The sequence below is a fragment of the Xanthomonas vesicatoria ATCC 35937 genome, assembly GCF_001908725.1.
GTDB lineage: Bacteria > Pseudomonadota > Gammaproteobacteria > Xanthomonadales > Xanthomonadaceae > Xanthomonas > Xanthomonas vesicatoria.
In genome coordinates this window covers 1,800,688-1,816,895 of sequence record NZ_CP018725.1, presented here as the reverse complement: position 1 = coordinate 1,816,895, position 16,208 = coordinate 1,800,688, and the positions used below count along the sequence as shown (strand labels likewise).

The 16,208-nt window shown below is 63.6% G+C and carries 17 protein-coding genes and 3 other RNA genes; 6 read left to right on the top strand and 14 right to left on the bottom strand.

The genetic code is table 11. From position 1 onward, the window contains the following. Positions 1-204: 204 nt before the first annotated feature. Positions 205-280: non-coding RNA, sX9 sRNA (locus BJD12_RS07870), on the top strand. 4 nt (positions 281-284) lie between these two features. Here the strand turns inward: BJD12_RS07870 and BJD12_RS07865 are convergent. Both BJD12_RS07865 and xopA read right to left on the bottom strand, forming a co-directional pair. Then, positions 285-725 carry a hypothetical protein gene (locus BJD12_RS07865; RefSeq protein ID WP_005994513.1) on the bottom strand — a complete coding sequence of 147 codons (441 nt, stop codon included), beginning with the start codon at positions 723-725 and terminating at the stop codon, positions 285-287. Between the two features lie 1,210 nt (positions 726-1,935). After that, positions 1,936-2,217 carry a XopA/Hpa1 family type III secretion system protein gene (xopA, locus tag BJD12_RS07860; RefSeq protein WP_005994515.1) on the bottom strand — a complete coding sequence of 94 codons (282 nt, stop codon included), beginning with the start codon at positions 2,215-2,217 and terminating at the stop codon, positions 1,936-1,938. Between the two features lie 378 nt (positions 2,218-2,595). On the opposite strand from xopA, the gene BJD12_RS07855 reads away from it, so the two are divergent. Continuing rightward, positions 2,596-3,168 carry a lytic transglycosylase domain-containing protein gene (locus BJD12_RS07855; RefSeq protein WP_005994517.1) on the top strand — a complete coding sequence of 191 codons (573 nt, stop codon included), beginning with the start codon at positions 2,596-2,598 and terminating at the stop codon, positions 3,166-3,168. Between the two features lie 126 nt (positions 3,169-3,294). Then, positions 3,295-3,370: non-coding RNA, sX9 sRNA (locus tag BJD12_RS07850), on the top strand. A 149-nt stretch (positions 3,371-3,519) separates the two neighbouring features. Here the strand turns inward: BJD12_RS07850 and BJD12_RS24180 are convergent. Both BJD12_RS24180 and thiE read right to left on the bottom strand, forming a co-directional pair. After that, positions 3,520-4,863, bottom strand: coding sequence for a hypothetical protein (locus BJD12_RS24180; RefSeq protein ID WP_229003605.1), 1,344 nt, complete (start codon positions 4,861-4,863; stop codon positions 3,520-3,522). Positions 4,864-6,029: 1,166 nt separating this feature from the next. Then, entirely contained in the window at positions 6,030-6,653 is a 624-nt protein-coding gene (gene thiE / locus BJD12_RS07835; RefSeq protein WP_005994522.1) for a thiamine phosphate synthase, read from the bottom strand. 51 nt (positions 6,654-6,704) lie between these two features. Here thiE and BJD12_RS07830 point away from each other — a divergent pair, with 51 nt between their 5' ends. Beyond that, on the top strand, positions 6,705-6,917 hold the full coding sequence (locus BJD12_RS07830; RefSeq protein ID WP_039421375.1) for a rubredoxin: 213 nt from the start codon (positions 6,705-6,707) through the stop codon (positions 6,915-6,917). A 327-nt stretch (positions 6,918-7,244) separates the two neighbouring features. Here BJD12_RS07830 and BJD12_RS07825 read toward each other — a convergent pair whose 3' ends face one another. The 8 genes from BJD12_RS07825 to BJD12_RS07790 form a co-directional block, all read right to left on the bottom strand. Next, a complete protein-coding gene (locus BJD12_RS07825; RefSeq protein WP_039421356.1) occupies positions 7,245-8,126 on the bottom strand; it encodes a SirB1 family protein in 882 nt (293 codons plus the stop codon). Positions 8,127-8,166: 40 nt separating this feature from the next. Beyond that, the gene (locus BJD12_RS07820) at positions 8,167-8,613 is read right to left on the bottom strand and encodes a DUF192 domain-containing protein (protein WP_005994528.1); all 447 of its coding nucleotides are present in this window, start codon (positions 8,611-8,613) and stop codon (positions 8,167-8,169) included. Between the two features lie 378 nt (positions 8,614-8,991). Beyond that, positions 8,992-9,639 carry a ribose-5-phosphate isomerase RpiA gene (rpiA, locus tag BJD12_RS07815; RefSeq protein WP_005994531.1) on the bottom strand — a complete coding sequence of 216 codons (648 nt, stop codon included), beginning with the start codon at positions 9,637-9,639 and terminating at the stop codon, positions 8,992-8,994. Positions 9,640-9,733: 94 nt separating this feature from the next. Then, on the bottom strand, positions 9,734-10,204 hold the full coding sequence (locus BJD12_RS07810; protein WP_005994533.1) for an EVE domain-containing protein: 471 nt from the start codon (positions 10,202-10,204) through the stop codon (positions 9,734-9,736). Next, positions 10,201-10,791, bottom strand: a complete 591-nt coding sequence (locus BJD12_RS07805; protein ID WP_005994535.1) for a 5-formyltetrahydrofolate cyclo-ligase — start codon at positions 10,789-10,791, stop codon at positions 10,201-10,203. Before BJD12_RS07805 ends, BJD12_RS07810 begins: the two co-directional genes overlap by 4 nt. A gap of 276 nt (positions 10,792-11,067) precedes the next feature. Then, a non-coding RNA gene (gene ssrS, locus BJD12_RS07800) (6S RNA) lies at positions 11,068-11,251 on the bottom strand. Positions 11,252-11,347: 96 nt separating this feature from the next. After that, entirely contained in the window at positions 11,348-11,647 is a 300-nt protein-coding gene (locus BJD12_RS07795) for a cell division protein ZapA (protein WP_005994537.1), read from the bottom strand. Beyond that, the gene (locus BJD12_RS07790; RefSeq protein ID WP_039421372.1) at positions 11,644-11,865 is read right to left on the bottom strand and encodes a TIGR02449 family protein; all 222 of its coding nucleotides are present in this window, start codon (positions 11,863-11,865) and stop codon (positions 11,644-11,646) included. Before BJD12_RS07790 ends, BJD12_RS07795 begins: the two co-directional genes overlap by 4 nt. 237 nt (positions 11,866-12,102) lie before the next feature. Here BJD12_RS07790 and BJD12_RS07785 point away from each other — a divergent pair, with 237 nt between their 5' ends. Together BJD12_RS07785 and pepP are read left to right on the top strand one after the other, a co-directional pair. Beyond that, positions 12,103-12,645, top strand: coding sequence for a YecA/YgfB family protein (locus tag BJD12_RS07785; RefSeq protein ID WP_005994541.1), 543 nt, complete (start codon positions 12,103-12,105; stop codon positions 12,643-12,645). 13 nt (positions 12,646-12,658) lie between these two features. Next, positions 12,659-13,990 (top strand): Xaa-Pro aminopeptidase, encoded by a 1,332-nt coding sequence (gene pepP / locus BJD12_RS07780; RefSeq protein WP_039421353.1) that lies wholly within the window; start codon positions 12,659-12,661, stop codon positions 13,988-13,990. A gap of 434 nt (positions 13,991-14,424) precedes the next feature. On the opposite strand, the gene BJD12_RS07770 is transcribed toward pepP, so the two are convergent. Beyond that, complete coding sequence (locus BJD12_RS07770; protein ID WP_005996749.1) at positions 14,425-14,823, bottom strand: XVIPCD domain-containing protein; 399 nt, start codon at positions 14,821-14,823, stop codon at positions 14,425-14,427. 28 nt (positions 14,824-14,851) lie between these two features. Further along, the gene (pepQ, locus tag BJD12_RS07765) at positions 14,852-16,177 is read right to left on the bottom strand and encodes a Xaa-Pro dipeptidase (protein ID WP_005996751.1); all 1,326 of its coding nucleotides are present in this window, start codon (positions 16,175-16,177) and stop codon (positions 14,852-14,854) included. Between the last annotated feature and the right edge of the window lie 31 nt (positions 16,178-16,208).

Below are 16,208 nucleotides of genomic sequence, written 5' to 3'. Positions count from 1 at the left end.
CTTGAGCGCTGATACATGAAGATACTCACGTGACGCCGGCGCGGCCGGGGCACGTGATCGGACCGTGGCAACCACGATTTTTGAATTCCCGGCGCGAAGGCGCCCGTCTTGCGATCACCACATCAACCTGGTGAGCACCGATTTAGGGCAGCTAAAAAACGACTGCTCGGCCGCCAGGCGGGCGCGGCCTGTGCTCGGTGCGGCATGTACCACTCGTACACTGCGGTCCCGAGCGCAGCGCCCGCACCCACCTGGCATCGCTCGCTACGTTTTGCTAGCCGCTCTTAGTTGGTGCTGCCGTTTGGACTTTGAGCCAACTGCATCACGATCTGCATCAACATCAGCGTGAGTGGACTCGGGTTGCCCTGATGTTCGTGCTGAGATCCTGGAGCGCGGTTCTCTTGCATCGTCTCGCTACCGCCCTGGCTCTGCTGGAGCAACATCGAAATAAACAGGGCAAGCAGATGGTCTAGTTGCTGTTCGGTGTTGGCTGAACGCGTGCCTGGGGTGGCGGCTCCGGTCTGCCACGGCGGGATGGGCGCGTTATTGATGCGCTGTTGATCTTCGGCTGATCCGGACATATCGTCGACAAATCCAAACATCTGCTGCCGCGCACCATTGACGGCGTCGTCGCCAGCGTTCGGGTACGGAAGGTCGTAGTCGGGGTCATTCTGTCCTGAACCGTAGCCAGGGTTGAACCGAGCATATTCCGGGTAGATTTGCATCTGCAGGCTCCTTGAAACGGTGGGGCACGCAAGGGCGCGACCTGTCGTGTGGTTTACGTGGTCAAGCGATCAGGAAACCAGGTGGTGTGGTGCAGGCGTGCCAAAACTATGGACGACGAGGAGGTTGGGCGGGGCCTGGTTGCTGCGGCTGGATGGGTGCGTTAACCATGCGTCGTTGATTGTCGACGACTCCGGAGAGACTCCTAAGAAAGCCGGACATCTGTTCCCGCGCGCCGTTGACTGCATCGGCGCCTGAATTGCGGTACGGGATGTCGTACGGGTTGGGAGATTGCACGCGGCCTGTTGGCCTGCTGTCGGGCAGTGGCTGTTCCGGGCTTGCCGGAGACGGTCTTGGAGTGGAGGGGGGAGGCTGCTGCAGCCAGGCGGGGGAGTGATTCATGCGGCGCTGATCGCCGGCGAATCCGGAGAGACGATTAAGAAAGTCAGACGTCTGTTGCTGCGCGCCATGGAGCGCGTCGGCGCTTGAGTTCGGGTACGGGATCTCGTGTAGGTGAGGAGGCTGCGAGCGGCTTACTCGCCTGCGTTCGGCCGGCGGCTGTGCGAGGGTGGTTCGATGAGTTTCAGCACCGGCGGCGCCGCTCTGTCGCGCTAATCTGACTGCGGCGGAGTATCGCCGTTGATCCTGTGCCGACTCGGAGAGATCGGCGAGAAATCCAGACATTTGTTGCCGAGCACCATTGACGGCGTCGACGCCAGCGTCCTGGTATGGAAGGCCGTAGTCAGATGAGTCGTGACGGTAGCCTGGATGTGACGAGCCATTTTCCGGACGTATTCGCATATAAGAAGACTTCTTGAAGCGGTGAGACGAGGCGGTGTGGCGTTACCAGACCGAAACCATCACGCAACGGTTGATGAGGGCATGCCTGCCATATGGGCAACGACGCTGCGTACGGTGCACCAGGCCTGGCCGCGGATGGCGCCGCAAGGAACGCATGCACCTGCGTCGATTGTGGTCTGAGCTTCTGCGCCAATCCGCTCGGCAAGGTAGCTGCATCGATGCACTGATCCAGGTCAGTCGACGTCGTTGCGGCATGCAGGCCGTCGCAGCGCGCGGCAGCCTGCATGCTTCGGCCGATCAGGCTCGGCCGCTGATGCTAGACAAGTTGGCATTGAAACCGCCGCCCAGGCCGTTGCTACCCAGGCTGCTGTTGACCGAACCGCCACCGCCCATGCCGGCGCCGCCCTGGTTCTACATCAGCTGCATCACGATCTGCATCAGCATCTGCGTCAGCGGACTCAGGCCTTCCTGCTGACCGTTCTGCTGTCCGTCGTTCCCGCAGTCCTGATTTGCATCGCTGCCCTGGCTTTGCTGGAGCGTCATCATAATGAACATGGCGAGCAACTGATCCAGTTGCTGCTCGGAGTCAGCGGAGGACGAGCGCTGCCCGGAGTCCTGAGATTGCTGGGGCCCGATGCCCATCGTGTTGAAATTACTGATGTTCGAATAGTTGCTTCCGATAGATGAGTCCATGGTGATTCCCGTCTCATGTGATTGAACTGGGTACATCGCGGGTTGCCGGAAAATTGCGACGGCAGAATCGCAATGGGGACGCTACGTTGCTCCCGATCGCAAAGTAGAAGACGCGACGGAAACGCATCTGCTAGGACGCGAAAGCACGCTTTTCCTAGCGAACTTTGCGACGGAGAATTCGCGTTAAAAACGCCACAAGACAGCTGCGTTGCGACGACGCGTGCTGAAATTTCGTTTACGTCATAGACGCTTCGTACAGCGTGTGCACGCGTGCGCAAAGCATCGTTATGGTGTCGCGCTTGAGCGGGGTGTTGGATCCATCGGGGTACGTGCCCACTCCGCTGCGTTGCTGGAATCAACGACGATCAGGTGATAGACATGACAGAGACCGCTACGCCGGCCATGCGCCCGTCCGTGCACGGCAAGGATGTTCGGCGTCCGCAGCCTTGGGCGACACTCTCCAGCAACATGTCAGTGAGCCTGCGATGGTGCGCGCTGCGCGCCAGGCATGCCGGCGCCCCTGGGCGACACGTGCTGATTGCGGCTGCGTTGCTGTGCGCTGCGCCGCTCGCACGCGCAGATTGTTTTGAAGACGCTGCCGGTTACCAGCATGTCAATCCATGGGTATTGCGCGCCATTGCCTGGCAGGAATCACGTGGCCGCGCCGACGCGATCCATCGTAATAACAACGGTACGATCGATTATGGAAAGATGCAGATCAATTCGATCCATCTGCGACGTCTTTCCAGCTACGGCATCTCCAGGGACGCGCTGATGCAGCCATGTGTCAGCGTGTATGTCGCTGCCTGGCGGTTACGCGAGATGACCAATAGGTACGGTAACACCTGGGCCGCTGTCGGCGCCTATCATTCCGAAACGCCCGCGGAGCGCGACAAATATGCGCATGCCATTCACGCGATTCTGATCAGGCGTGGTGTGGTGGACGAGTAACGCTGCTGCGACTGCGGTAGTGCATATGATGCAGTACACGCCATGCAAAGCATTTCAGCATGGTGTGTCGCAAGTGCACGAAAAGCAGCTAACAAAACGACTGCGCGGCCGGTACCGGGCATCTGTAGGTATTACTCATACACTGCGTTTCCTTCGTACCATCCATGCCCAACTCACGACCACTCGCTACCTTGTGTTAGCCACTCCAAAGCCTGCAGCACGATGAAACGGAATAGCCGCGGCGACCGGCGGATGTGCGTCGGTCGCCGCGGATATGACGCTTGAGGCGATGGATAACCTCACAGTAGTTGTGAATGAGGGCCGACAGCGTGTTCGGTTCGGCCGCTCTTATCACGCCTGCGGGCGAAGCGCTTCGGCCTCGCGGACCGCCGCCTCGGCCTGCCAGGTCGCGCCGATGATCTTGTATTGCAGGCCGGCAGCAACCCCGCTCATCGTATTGGCAAGCAAGGCGCTGCGAGCGGACGATAAGCCGAGCCACGTGCCAATCATGTTGACGGCAGTACCGAGTGCGATATTGGAGTTGATTGCCGCGGTGCGGGTGATCGACTGATCCATGACCCGCTCGTAGTCCTCGCGCTTGCCCTTCCATGCGGGGTCCAGGAACTGCTGTGTCCCGGCTTGCTCGGCTTCGTGCTGGGTTACGTTGAGCCAATCCGCTGTCTCCATGGCGGCATTCAATGCAGCCGACACTGCGGATTGACGTACCATCACCCTGAGTGCCTGGCCCTTGTTGAAAGGCGAGTTCAGGCCTCCCCAGCGTTGCCGTGCCGCTGCAAGATCGGGGGATGCCACTTCATTGGCTGCCAGATTGGTCAGCGTGTTTGCCATGCCGTAGAATCGTCCGGCGCTGGTAAAATGCGGACCGCTGATGCCGCCGTTGGTGGGGCCGCGCATTCCCACCATGCGAAATGTCGCCTGGATGGTGTCGCGCGCCGCGGCGTACCCGGCGATCTTCAGATCGGTGGTCAGCAGCCTGGCCGCTATCTCCGGTTGACCGGATGCCTTGCAGGCTGCACCTACGGCGATATTGCTCGGGATGCCGCACAGTGCGAGCCGGGTGACCAGATCCGAGTAATGCTGCTGCTCGATCTTCTTGGCTCGCTGCTCGTCGACGGACAACGCATCCCACTGTTCGAGACTTAGGTTGTGGAAGCCGCGCGCAGCCGCGTCGGGATTGCGGTCTTCCCGGTTCTTTCGCAGCGTATGCAGTGCCAACTGCAGTGTGCCGGAGACTGCCTGCATGGCGACGACTGCTTCGGGCGGAAGCTGGCGAAGAGCGGCAAACAAGGCCTCACCCAGTAACTCACGCGCGAATGTCGTCGTTCCCACGGAGCTAGTTTGGTGCACCAGATGCCCCAGCGCAGCACCCAGATATTGTTTATCGAAACTGATCGGAAGTACGCCGCATGCTGCAGCCGTCACCGCGGCGGCGGTTGGGCTCAGTACGGTGCGTACGCCGTGCGCTGCACTGGTTCCGATCGATGCAGCCAGCATGCCCACGCGCGCGGCGCGTGTCGGTGCGGCTGCATCTGCATGCATGGGCCGATTGCGTGGTGCAGGTTGTTCGTGGGGAATGGACGACGAATCTGATGACGAAAAGGAGTCTTCGGCGTCGAAGAAGTGTTCGCTCGTGCTCTCTTCACCATGCAGTATTGACGCGCCCGAGGCATGCAACAGCGAACTCTCACCGGTGTGCCGGTGGATGTCGGCAGTATTGCCAGCTCCTTGCTGCGTTCCGCGTTGCTACGTCGCATAGCAGGTTTGCGATCCAGGCCCGACAGTGCAGGGGCAGCCGGAGGTTGCCGCGTCTGCTCATGCTCGTGTAATGGCGGCATCTCGATCACGACGTCTGCACCATTGAGGTGCAGCGGCTGGGACGTGCTGGTTGAAGGGATCTTCGTCACGGCATGTCCTCGCTGTGGTCTGAAGAGCGGCTTGCTGCCGCCCGCGCTCGCGCCTGCCGACATGCGGTGCTTGCCGCCGGCACATCATTCGACGGATGCATGCCGTGGCAGCCTCGATGACAGCGCTGTGGTCGCTGATGTCCGGGCAACGCCTCGATCGATACGACAGAACTGTCCACGTGCTGTACGCAGACACGGTCTGACGCACGTGCCGTCGTCAACGGTCCGGGCAACTACAGTGCGAACTCTCAGCGTGCAATCGAAGTGCTCAGGCGAGCCCGGGCGGTCAAGGCCACCCTGGGTGGCATACGTCATCGTCGTCAGTGACTTAAAAATGACATCAAGCTGAAATTTGATTGCGCTTCAAATGCGAAACAATCATTCCGAAAAAGAATATGTCATGACGTTGTGCAAATGAATTCTATCTGCGGGCGGGCGTCTGTTCGCCTGCCCGAATAAAGGTTCGTATGCGCCGGTGATGGTGTGTCATGCATTCTGATCGACATCAACTGTGCTGGTACGAGGTGGCGGTGCAATCGCGACCGGCACATGACGCAAACGGTCGCCAGGCATTTGCTCGCCAATCGCTCGCCGCGGTCGTTCATGCTGCGACATCGGCAACGCCACGCATCTGCTCGGGCTGTTCAACGATTTGTTGGATGTAGCACTGGCGCTCTCTTCCTGCGCCAGCATCCGTGCAATGCGATAACGCAGCGACCGCAAGCGCAAACCAGCGCGAACGCACCGGAGTCAGCGCTTTATCGATCACCGATCACCATTTTGGTGCGGTTTCCTCGTCGCTTGCCGATCCTGTCGCACCCCTGGTGCCGCCTCGGTTTCAGGCGTTGCGCGCGCCACCGGGGTCATCGACGCGATGTACGGCAGCCGGCTGCTCGGTGCGGGCACCGCGCGTCCAGTCCTTGCGCCCGCAAGCCGCTAACGCGCAAATCCGGCCCGATACGCCTGCAAGGCAGCGACCGGGTCCGGCGCTGCATACACGCCGCTGACCACGGCAATCAGATCGGCACCTGCCGTCACCAGCCCAGCGACCTGCGCAGGCGCAATGCCACCGATGGCCACGCGCGGCACGCCGAGATCGGCGGCCTGTTGCAGCAGCGCAGGCGTGGCACGGCGCGTTGTCACCTTGGTGGTGGTTTGGAAGAACGCACCGAATGCGACATAACTGGCACCGCGCGCAACGGCGGCGCGTGCGCGCGCGATGTCGTCGTAACACGACACCCCGATGATTGCCTGTGGCCCCAGCACAGCGCGTGCGACGCCCACATCGCCATCGTCTTCGCCCAGGTGCACGCCGTGCGCGCCAACCTGTACTGCCAGCTGCGCATCGTCGTTGATGATCAGCGGCACGCCCTGCGCGGCGCAGGCCTCGCGCAGGGCTGTGGCCTGCCGCCGCCGCAACGCCGTGTCGGCCTGCTTGTTGCGGTACTGCAGCCAGGTGATGCTGGACAACAGCGGCGCCGTACGCGCAAGCAGGCGCTGCGTATCGGCGTCGTCGGGGGTGATCAGGTAAACGCCGCGGGCGTCTTGCAACTGGGGCATGGCAGCGCTTCCGAAAGCGGGGTGGGGGATGGGACAATGCAGGTCCCACCGTTGTACGACCGCGATTATCCGATGAGCGACACATCCACCACCACCTATCGCACCTGGATGTGCGTGGTCTGCGGGTTTCTCTACCACGAAGCCGACGGCATCCCGGAAGAAGGCATCGCCCCCGGCACCGCCTGGCAGGACGTGCCCGACACCTGGACCTGTCCGGACTGCGGCGTGACCAAGGACGACTTCGAGATGGTGGAGATCGATTGAGTCGAGCCAGCTGACGCGCCGCGCCAGGCTCGATAGACGGCTAGCGCCTCAGTTACGCAGATCTGCGCATTGCGGCCAGTCATACGCGTCAGGAGCGAAGTAGCAGCGAGCTTGCCGCGCGTCTGCAGCCGGTGGAGTTCACCGCATGAGCCTCCGATATTCGGATGGCTTGAGGCCGCCGTAGTGTCTGTCCTCAACTGAGGGGCAGATGTGCGGAAGCTGACGTGCCCGTTCGATGCCGACTATCGACTGTGTCGTGATCGAACGAAGGAGGCGTCAATCGCACGGATCGCTACTGCCCACGCTAACGACGCGGCGGAATCGAAGTCAGTGCGCGTGCGCGCGCTGACTGTTCAATTCCACCAGATGCTCGTGCAGGTTTGCGGCATCCTGCGCACTGGGGTTGAGCAGCAGATAACGCGACAGGTCGTGCCGCGCGCCGTTGCGGTGGCCCAGGTGCAGGTAGGCCATGCCGCGGTCGCGCAGCGCTTCGGGTTGGTCGGGCACCAGCTTCAGGATGCGGTCTGCGCTGCGTGCGGCGCGGTCCCAGTGCTCGGCGTCGGCGTAGACGCCGTGCAGATTGCGCAGGATGCGAATCAGGATTGCGCGGTGTGGGGCGGGGTCGAGAATCTGCGCCAAGGCACGGTCGTCGGGAATTTCGCCCCCCAGATGCGGGCGGGCGCGTTCGCGCAGCTCGTCCACGCCCAGCGGGCGGCCGCCGTTGAAGGGGTCCATCACCAGTACGCCGTCGTCCACCGGCAGCCGCACCAGGAAATGCCCGGGAAACGACACGCCCGCCAGCGGGATGCCCAGGCGCCGGGCCACTTCGATCTGCACCATCGCCAGCGAGATCGGGTTGCCCAGCCGGCGCTCGAACACCTGGTTGAGATAGCTGTTGCGCGGGTCGTAGTACTCGTCGTGATTGCCCGAATAGCCCAGCTCATCGAACAGGTAGCGATTGACCGCCGCCATCTTCAGCGGCCACAGATCGATCGCATCCACCTCGCGGCGCAGATGCTCGACGTGGCTTTGCACCAGCGTGTCGTACAGCTCGGCGTCCAGCTGCGGATATTCGTCGCGCGCGATCAGTAGCGCGGTGGACATCAACGGCACCGCATCGTCGTCCAGGCTGGCGAGTGCGGTCCAATGGGGAAGTGGGAGCATGTCGACCATGCCGACAAGAGTGTCGGCAAGCGGCGCGGGGTTCAAGTCCGGTACTTCCTGACAGGAGACACCGCATCGCTGTGAATCACTTCAGCTTGGGAATATCCGGGCTGAAAACAAGCTCGGCGCCATCCTGAAGGTTGAGCTTGGCCGCCTGGCCCGCATTGAGCTCCAGCACATAACGGGCCGGCGCCTTGCTGGGGTAGGGTGGGCAGGCATCGCCGGCCGAACACGGCGGCACGTCGCGCTGCTGCGACACGAGCCGGCGCTGGTCGTCGAAATACAGGATGTCCAGCGCGATCTTGGTGTTCTTCATCCAGTACGCCATCGGTTCCTGGCGGTCGTGGATGAACAGCATGCCGCGATCTTCGTCCATGGCATCGCGAAACATCAGCCCCTTGGTGCGGTCGGCAGCGTTCTGCGCCAGCTCCACTTGATAGCGCGCGCCGGCCAGTTCCACCCAGGAACCGCTGCTGGCACAGCCGCCGAGCAGGATCAGACATGCAAGAGCGAGGAAGCGGACAAGGCGCATGCGGCATACCGACGGGCGAGGGATGGCGCACCTTCTGCCATGCAACGGCGTGCGTCAAGCCATCCGCGTGCACTGCAGTGAGCCCTTCGGGGGGTATGCATTGCCGGTGCAGGCAGCGTGATGCGAGGCAAGCTGCGTGAATGTCGGAGATTGACGCTGCGGCGGTCGCTGCTGCCTTCCCGTGCGCCAGGTGTTTTGCTGGCAGGCAGGCTGCGTGCGGTGATCGCCCGGGCGACCGTGCAAGGACCTGACCCCAGGGAGAAGGGCAGGCACCATCGGCGTCGTTTGCTTCTGCAAGGCCTGAGGTGTTGGCGCCAGGCCTCGTTACGCATGTCCGCGCATCGCATGGACGCGCGAACCTGGTGCACGCGGCGTGCGTCAGAGCACGCGCGGGGGCTCGCCACCGACGATCACCACATCGGCCGGGCGGCGCGCGAACAAACCGACGCAAACCACGCCGGGGATCTGGTTCAAGCTGCGCTCCAGCGCCACCGGATCGGTGATCTGCAGGTTGTGCACGTCCAGCACCACGTTGCCGTTGTCGGTGACCACGCCGTCGCGCCACACCGGCTGGCCGCCGGTCATGGCCAGGATCTGGCGGGCCACCAGGCTGCGCGCCATCGGAATCACTTCTACCGGCAGCGGGAATTTGCCCAGCACCGGCACCTGCTTGCTCGGGTCGACGATGCAGATGAAGCGCTCGCTGGCTTCGGCAATGATCTTCTCGCGTGTCAGCGCCGCGCCGCCGCCCTTGATCAGGCAACGATTCGGGTCGCACTCGTCGGCGCCGTCCACGTACAGCGACAGTGTGCCGGTGTGGTTGAGATCAAGCACCTCGATGCCGTGCTGGCGCAACCGCGCGGTGCTCTGTTCGGAGCTGGACACTGCTCCCTTGATGCGATGGCCGATCCGGCCCAGCGCATCGATGAAGTAGGCCACCGTCGAGCCGGTACCCACACCGACGATCATGCCGTCTTCCACATAATCGATCGCCTTCTCGGCGGCCAGGCGTTTTGCTTCGGACATGGTAGGAGCTCGGGATGGGTGGTGGGGAGTCGGGATTCGTCAAGGCGATGCAATGCGGGCGGGCAGTGGGCCAATCTCCCATGCCCAATCCCGGCTATTCCAGCGCTAAAAGCAGCTTCCACTGCGCGGCGGTCACCGGCAGGATCGACAGCCGGTTGCCGCGTGCGATCAGTGGGAAGCCTTCGCCCAGCGCATCGGCGTGCTGCTTGATCTCATCCAGCGAAATCGTGCGTGTGAGTTTGCGCTCGAACGCCACGTCCACCAGCATCCAGCGCGGGTCTTCGCGGCTGGCCTTGGGGTCGTGGTAATCGGACTTGGGGTCGAACTGGGTGTCGTCCGGATACGCCGCGCTCGCCACCTTGGCGATGCCGACGATGCCGGGCACCTTGCAGTTGGAGTGATAGAAAAACACGCCATCGCCGACGTGCATGCCGTCGCGCATGAAATTGCGCGCCTGATAGTTACGCACGCCGTTCCACGGCTCGGTACCGACACGCTCCAGATCATCGATGGAAAACGTGTCCGGCTCGGACTTCATCAACCAGTAGCGCTTGCGGGCAGTCATGCAGAGAGGGTGTCGTCTTTCAGGAAAGTGGCGTGTTCGGTGCAGATGGCGTCCACCGCCACGTCCCAGGATTCGGTCGGCAAGGCAGGCACCTGCTGCGCAGCGAAGCCGACGCCGACCAGCCAGGGTGGCGGCGCCTGGCGATGCCGGAACGCGAAGCTGCGATCATACCAGCCGCCCCCCATGCCCAGCCGCCGACACGTGGCGTCGAAACCGGTGAGTGGGGTGACCACCAGCGCCATGTCTTCTGGCGCAAGCGTGTCGGCACGCGCCACGTCCGGCTCGGGAATGCCGTAGCGATTGCTGACCAGGCCCTGGCCCGGTCGCCATGGCGCAAAGCGCAATACGCGGCCGTCCAGCACCGGCAGGCAATACCGCACTCCGGCTGGCAGGCTCAATTGCCAGCGATGCAACGCGATCTCGCCATCCATCGCCCAATACCCGGCCACCGCGCCGCTTTGCGGCGCAAACGGCAGCGCCAGCAAGCGCTCCGACAAGGCATCGGCTGCGGCCAGGCGCTGCGCGGCCGGCAGGCTGCGCCGCTGCGCGCGCAGCTGTTGGCGCAATACCTCTCGGTCCTTGGTCATCGGTGTCTCGCAGCGGTGAGGGAGGCACATTGTCGGTGGCCGGCGTCCAGCTGCCTAGCGGGGCGTGTGGAAGGGCGCGCTGGCGGTGTGCCGTGTCTGCTGCAAGCTGCGTTTTTTGAACGCGCCAAGACGTCACTGTGCAAGCGCGGATGGCGTGCGAACGCACATCGCAGCAATACCGCAAGATCATGCTCATGCTGCAGGCGATGGACGTACGAAAAGACAATCAGCGGACGCACAAAAAGAAACGACGCCCGAAGGCGCCGTTTCAGATTTGCATTCTCCGCCGTGACGATGCGGGCGAAACGACCTTGAACCCGGGGTTCAAGTGGGGACGTTGTGAGGCCATCGGGCTTCCCGCTGCAAGGCGGACTTGCACTCCCGGCTTCGTCGCGCCCCCGTGGTCGTAATTAAGGGACAAGGCGAATGTTTTGCACGCTGTCGTTTACAGCAGAGAACGCATGCGAATTATAGACCTCTGCTGCGCGATGGCTAGCCCATTCGTCGGCGAGTGCGCTGCAGAGTTCATCTTTGCGACGGCAGTGCGACGTACGCCTCAACGTGGCGTGTCGGCAACGCTGTCCAGACGGCGATTCAAGGTGTCGAGCGTGTTGGCCAGTTCGCGATCGTAAAGCGCCTGCTGATCGCGCAACTGCTGCAGCTCGTGCGCAAGATTGAGCGCGGCCAGCACCGCGACGCGATCCACCGCTGCCATGCGGTTGCTGCCGCGGATCTCGCGCATGCGCAGATCCAGCAGCCGCGCAGCGGCGGTGAGGCTCTCGCGCTCGTCCGCGGTGACGCCAACCGTGTATTCACGATCCAGAATACGCACGCTGACCGGTTCGTTGCTGCTCACGTGTGCTGCTCCAGTGACTTCAACCGCGTGATCATTGCTTCCACGCGTGAGCGCGCCTGTTCGTTTTTGGTCAGCAACTGCGACCGCTCGCCGATCAGCTGCTCCTGCTGATGCCGCAGACTGCGGTTCTCGTCGGTCAATCGTTGAGTCCGCTCGACCAGCGCCTCCACGCGGGCGGCAAGTGCGCGGATCTGGGCGAGGGCGGCGGCGTTGTCCATGCACTCACGATAGGGGCGCGTGCGCGTGGCGGTCAAGCGCCGGACGAGCGCCGGCTTGCGCGCCTTCAGGCCAAGCCAGCACAGGCCTTGAGCCGGGTCGAGCCGGCCCGGCGCTTGGCTCGTGGAACGCTGCATGGAACGTCGTGGTAGAGGTCCGATGCCGGGTGCCTTGGTACACTGGGAAGTCAAATCGCCCGGCGTGCTCGGGCACCTTCTGCTCTTAGCCTGGATGACTCGATGGATCTGCCTGACGTAACCGCTGTGCAAACTGAAAGTCGTCAGCTCGCGCTGGCGTCCTCTGCGGCGGAGTTGCACGGCGGGTTATGCGGATGGCTGTCCGGCGGTGGTGCCGACAGCGGCGACTGGCTTGCGCGCATCCTGGCCGATACGTCCCAGGTGGCGCCAAAGCAGGGCGGCGCGCTGGACCAGATGCGCCAGGCGACGGTGGCCCAGCTGGAAGATCGCGATTTCGCCTTCGAGCTGCTGCTGGTCGAAGACGGCGCCCCGTTGCCGGCGCGCACCGACGCCTTGTTCGACTGGTGCCGCGCGTTTCTGGGCGGTTTCGGCCTGGCAGCGCAGCAGCGCCAGGCGCTGAGTGAAGAGGGCGACGAAGCGTTGCAGGATCTGGCGCGTCTGGCGCAGGCATCCAGTGACGATTTTGATGCCGGTGAAGAAGACGACACCGCGCTGGCCGAAATTGAAGAATTCGTGCGCGTGGCAGTGCTGTTGCTGCATGGCGACTGCGTGATGGGGCCGCGTTTCCGTCAACGCTTGAACTGATCGTCGCACCACGATGAAAAAGCTCACCGGGATCGGCGCGGCCGAATACGCGCGCCGGCGCAAGCAGCTCATGCAGATGGCTGGCGAGCAGGCCATCCTGATCCTGCCCGCTGCGCCGGAGCGCATCCGCAGCCACGACACCCATTACCCGTATCGGCAGGATTCGGACTTCTGGTATCTGAGCGGGTTTCCCGAGCCGGAGGCGGTACTGGTGCTGGTGCCCGGGCGCAAGCATGGCGAAGCGATCCTGTTCTGCCGCGAGCGCGATGCCGAGCGCGAAGCCTGGGACGGCCCGCGCGAAGGCCAGGAAGGGGCGGTGGAGCGCTATGGCATGGACGATGCCTATCCCATCGACGATGTGGACGAGATCCTGCCGGGTCTGCTCGAAGGCCGGAGCCGTGTGTACTACCACTTCGGGCGCGATGTCGATTTCGATCTCAAGCTGATCGGCTGGCTCAAGCGCGTGCGCGAGCAGGTGCGCCACGGCGCGCAGCCGCCGCACGAATTTCTGGAGCTGGGGCATCTGCTGCACGAGCAGCGCCTGTTCAAATCGCGCGACGAAATCGCCTTGATGCAGCAGGCCGCCGACATCAGCGTGCGCGCGCATCGTGCGGCGATGCGTCTGGCGCGCCCGGGCATGCACGAATACGCACTGCAGGCCGAGGTGGAGCGCGAATTCCGCGCCGCCGATGCGTGGCCGGCGTATGGCAGCATCGTCGGCACCGGCAGCAACGCCTGTGTGCTGCACTACCGCGCCAACAACGCGCGCAGCCGCGACGGCGAGCTGGTGCTGATCGATGCCGGGGCCGAATACCGCGGCTATGCGGCCGACATTACCCGCACCTTTCCGGTCAATGGCCGCTTCACGCCCGCGCAGCGCGCGCTGCACGACTTGGTCGGCGCCGCGCAGGCGGCTGCGCTCGCGCAGGCACGCCCCGGCGTAGCGTACGAGGCCGGCCATCTGGCTGCGGTGCAAACCCTGACCGAGGGGCTGCTGCGCCTGGGTCTGCTCAAGGGCAAGCTGGAGCGCAATATCGCCGAGGAGCAGTACAAGCGCTTCTATCGGCACAAGACCGGGCATTGGCTGGGCCTGGACGTCCACGACGTCGGCGATTACCGCTTGGCCGGCGACTCACGGTTGCTGGAGCCTGGCATGGTGTTCACCATCGAACCGGGGCTATATGTCTCGGCCGACGATACGAGCGTGGACGCCAAGTGGCGCGGCATCGGTATCCGCACCGAAGACGATGTGCTGATCACTGCCGATGGCCATCGTGTGCTCACCGATGCGTTGGCGCGCAGCGCCGATGACATCGAAACGGAGATGGCTGGCGTTCGTTTGTAATTGCTGACGGATCGATCGTCAGAAGCGCCTGCCACCTGGCCGTCAGCCCCTTCACAGGGATGTTGAGGCTTGGCATGGCGATGCATCAGCGCAAGCGGCTGGTGGGCCGGCGCAACTGCCCAAGGCGCTCAAGATGCGAAATGCATGTAGAGCAGCTCATAAAACTGCTGTGCAGCAGCCAGGCGCGCGCGCCCAGTGGTCCGTGACATGTACTCCCTCCCACATTATCGGTCGGCGAAAGCTTGCCGGCGGCTGTCGGTCGCCAGCCAGACAAAGATCAACACCAGCAATGCGGTTGTGAGTACGCCGTCTTCACCCACCTGACGGCTGCTCGCTACCTTGTGTGAGCTCCTATTGATGCTTTGCGCCAAGCGCGCGTCCAGGCAGGGCGTGTGCGGTCGATGGCGCACCGCAAGCATGACGCGCCGCCGATTTCATTGCCCCAGCTGCGGGGTCTGCGTGCGCTCGGGCTGTTGCATCACCTCGCCAGGTGCGGCGATCTGCTGCACGCGCGCGAAGGACTGTTCTTCGGGCGTGGCCAATGCGTGCTCGGTTTTCATGTGCGCGCGCAGATGTGCCGGGTTGGCGGGGTCGCCCTGCACTACGAACACGTTTTCGCCGCCGTGCACGCCGGTCTTGTTCGCTTCGCTCATCAATACGTGATCCACGCGCGACAACCCGCCTTCTTTGGCCAATGGCAACAAGGCAGCGGTCAATCGCGCACTGGTCTGGTCGGGCGCGCGTCCGTGCGCGGCGTCGATCGCATGCACGCCGCGTTCGATCTGCTGGTACATCGGGTGGTCGGGGTGCGAGGTCTGGCGTGGGTCGTTCATGGCGATGCTCCGTGCTGTGCTGTGCAAATCAGGGTGCGGCAAAGACCGGGCGGGTCAGGTTTTCCGGTGCGTCATCGGTGCACACCACTTCGTCTTCGATGCGGATGCCGCCGTAGGGCTTGAACTGCTCCACGCGCTGCCAGTCGACGCTGGCGGCGTGTCCGTTTTTCTTGACCTCGTCCAGCAGCATGTCGATGAAGTACACGCCCGGCTCGATGGTCACCACCATGCCGGGCTCCAGGACGCGGGTCAGACGCAGGTACGGGTGGCCGGCCGGGCGTTCGATGTGGCCGCCGCGGTCGCTGGCGGCGAACCCGGCCACGTCGTGCACCTGCAGGCCGATCAGGTGACCCAGGCCATGCGGGAAGAACGCGGCGCTGACGCCGGTGGCCAATGCGGCTTCGGCCGACACGGTGAGGATGCCGAACTCCTTGAGGATCCCCATCAGGGCCAGATGCGCGTCGAGATGCAGCTGCTTGTAATCCACCCCGGCGCGCACGCTCTGGCCCATGCGCACTTGGGCGGCATCGACGGCGTCGATCAGCGCCTGAAATTCGCTGCCGGTGTCGGCGGCGTAGGTGCGGGTGATGTCGCTTGCATACCCCTGCGCCGATGCACCGGCGTCGATCAGAAAGCTGCGCAGCGGTTGCGGCGCGTGTTGGCCCAGCTCTGTGTAATGCAGCACCGCGCCATGCTCGTTGAGCGCGATGATGTTGCCGTACGGCAGCGCGTTGGCGTCCTGGCCCACCGCCGCGCAGTAGGCCATATGGATGCCGAATTCGCTCTGGCCGGCGCGAAACGCCGCTTCGGCCGCGCGGTGCCCACGCACCGCCAATTGCTGGGCGAGGCGCATCAGCGCCAGTTCGTACGGCGTCTTGAAGGCGCGCTGATAGTCCATGTAATCGATCACCGGCTGCGGGTTGTTCGGCACATAGGCGCCCAGCGCGCTTTGCACCTCGCCTAAGATGGCGCAGCGTTCGCTACGCGCGGGCAGCAGCTTCAATGCCTCGTCCGGAGTGCGGATGATGTGGATATCGCAGTGCTCCACCCACCAGCCGCTGGGGGCGTCGGGTACCACGTGCCAGTAGTCGAACGGCTGATAGAAAATTACCGTCGGGCGCTGGCCCGGGGTGTAGATCAGCCAGCTGTTCGGGGTGTGCGTCAGCGGTACCCAGGTCTTGAACTGCGGGTTGACCGCGTACGGGTAATCGCGGTCGTCGAACAGCTGGTAATGCGTGGTGCCGCTGGGCACCACCAGGTGATCGAAGCCGCCGCGCTGCAACGCTTCATCGGCGCGCGCGCTGAGCGTACGCAGGTGGTCGGAGTACAGGCGGCTCATGGAAGGCTGGGTCATGTGGAACTCGATCGGCGATGCAAGGCAGGCC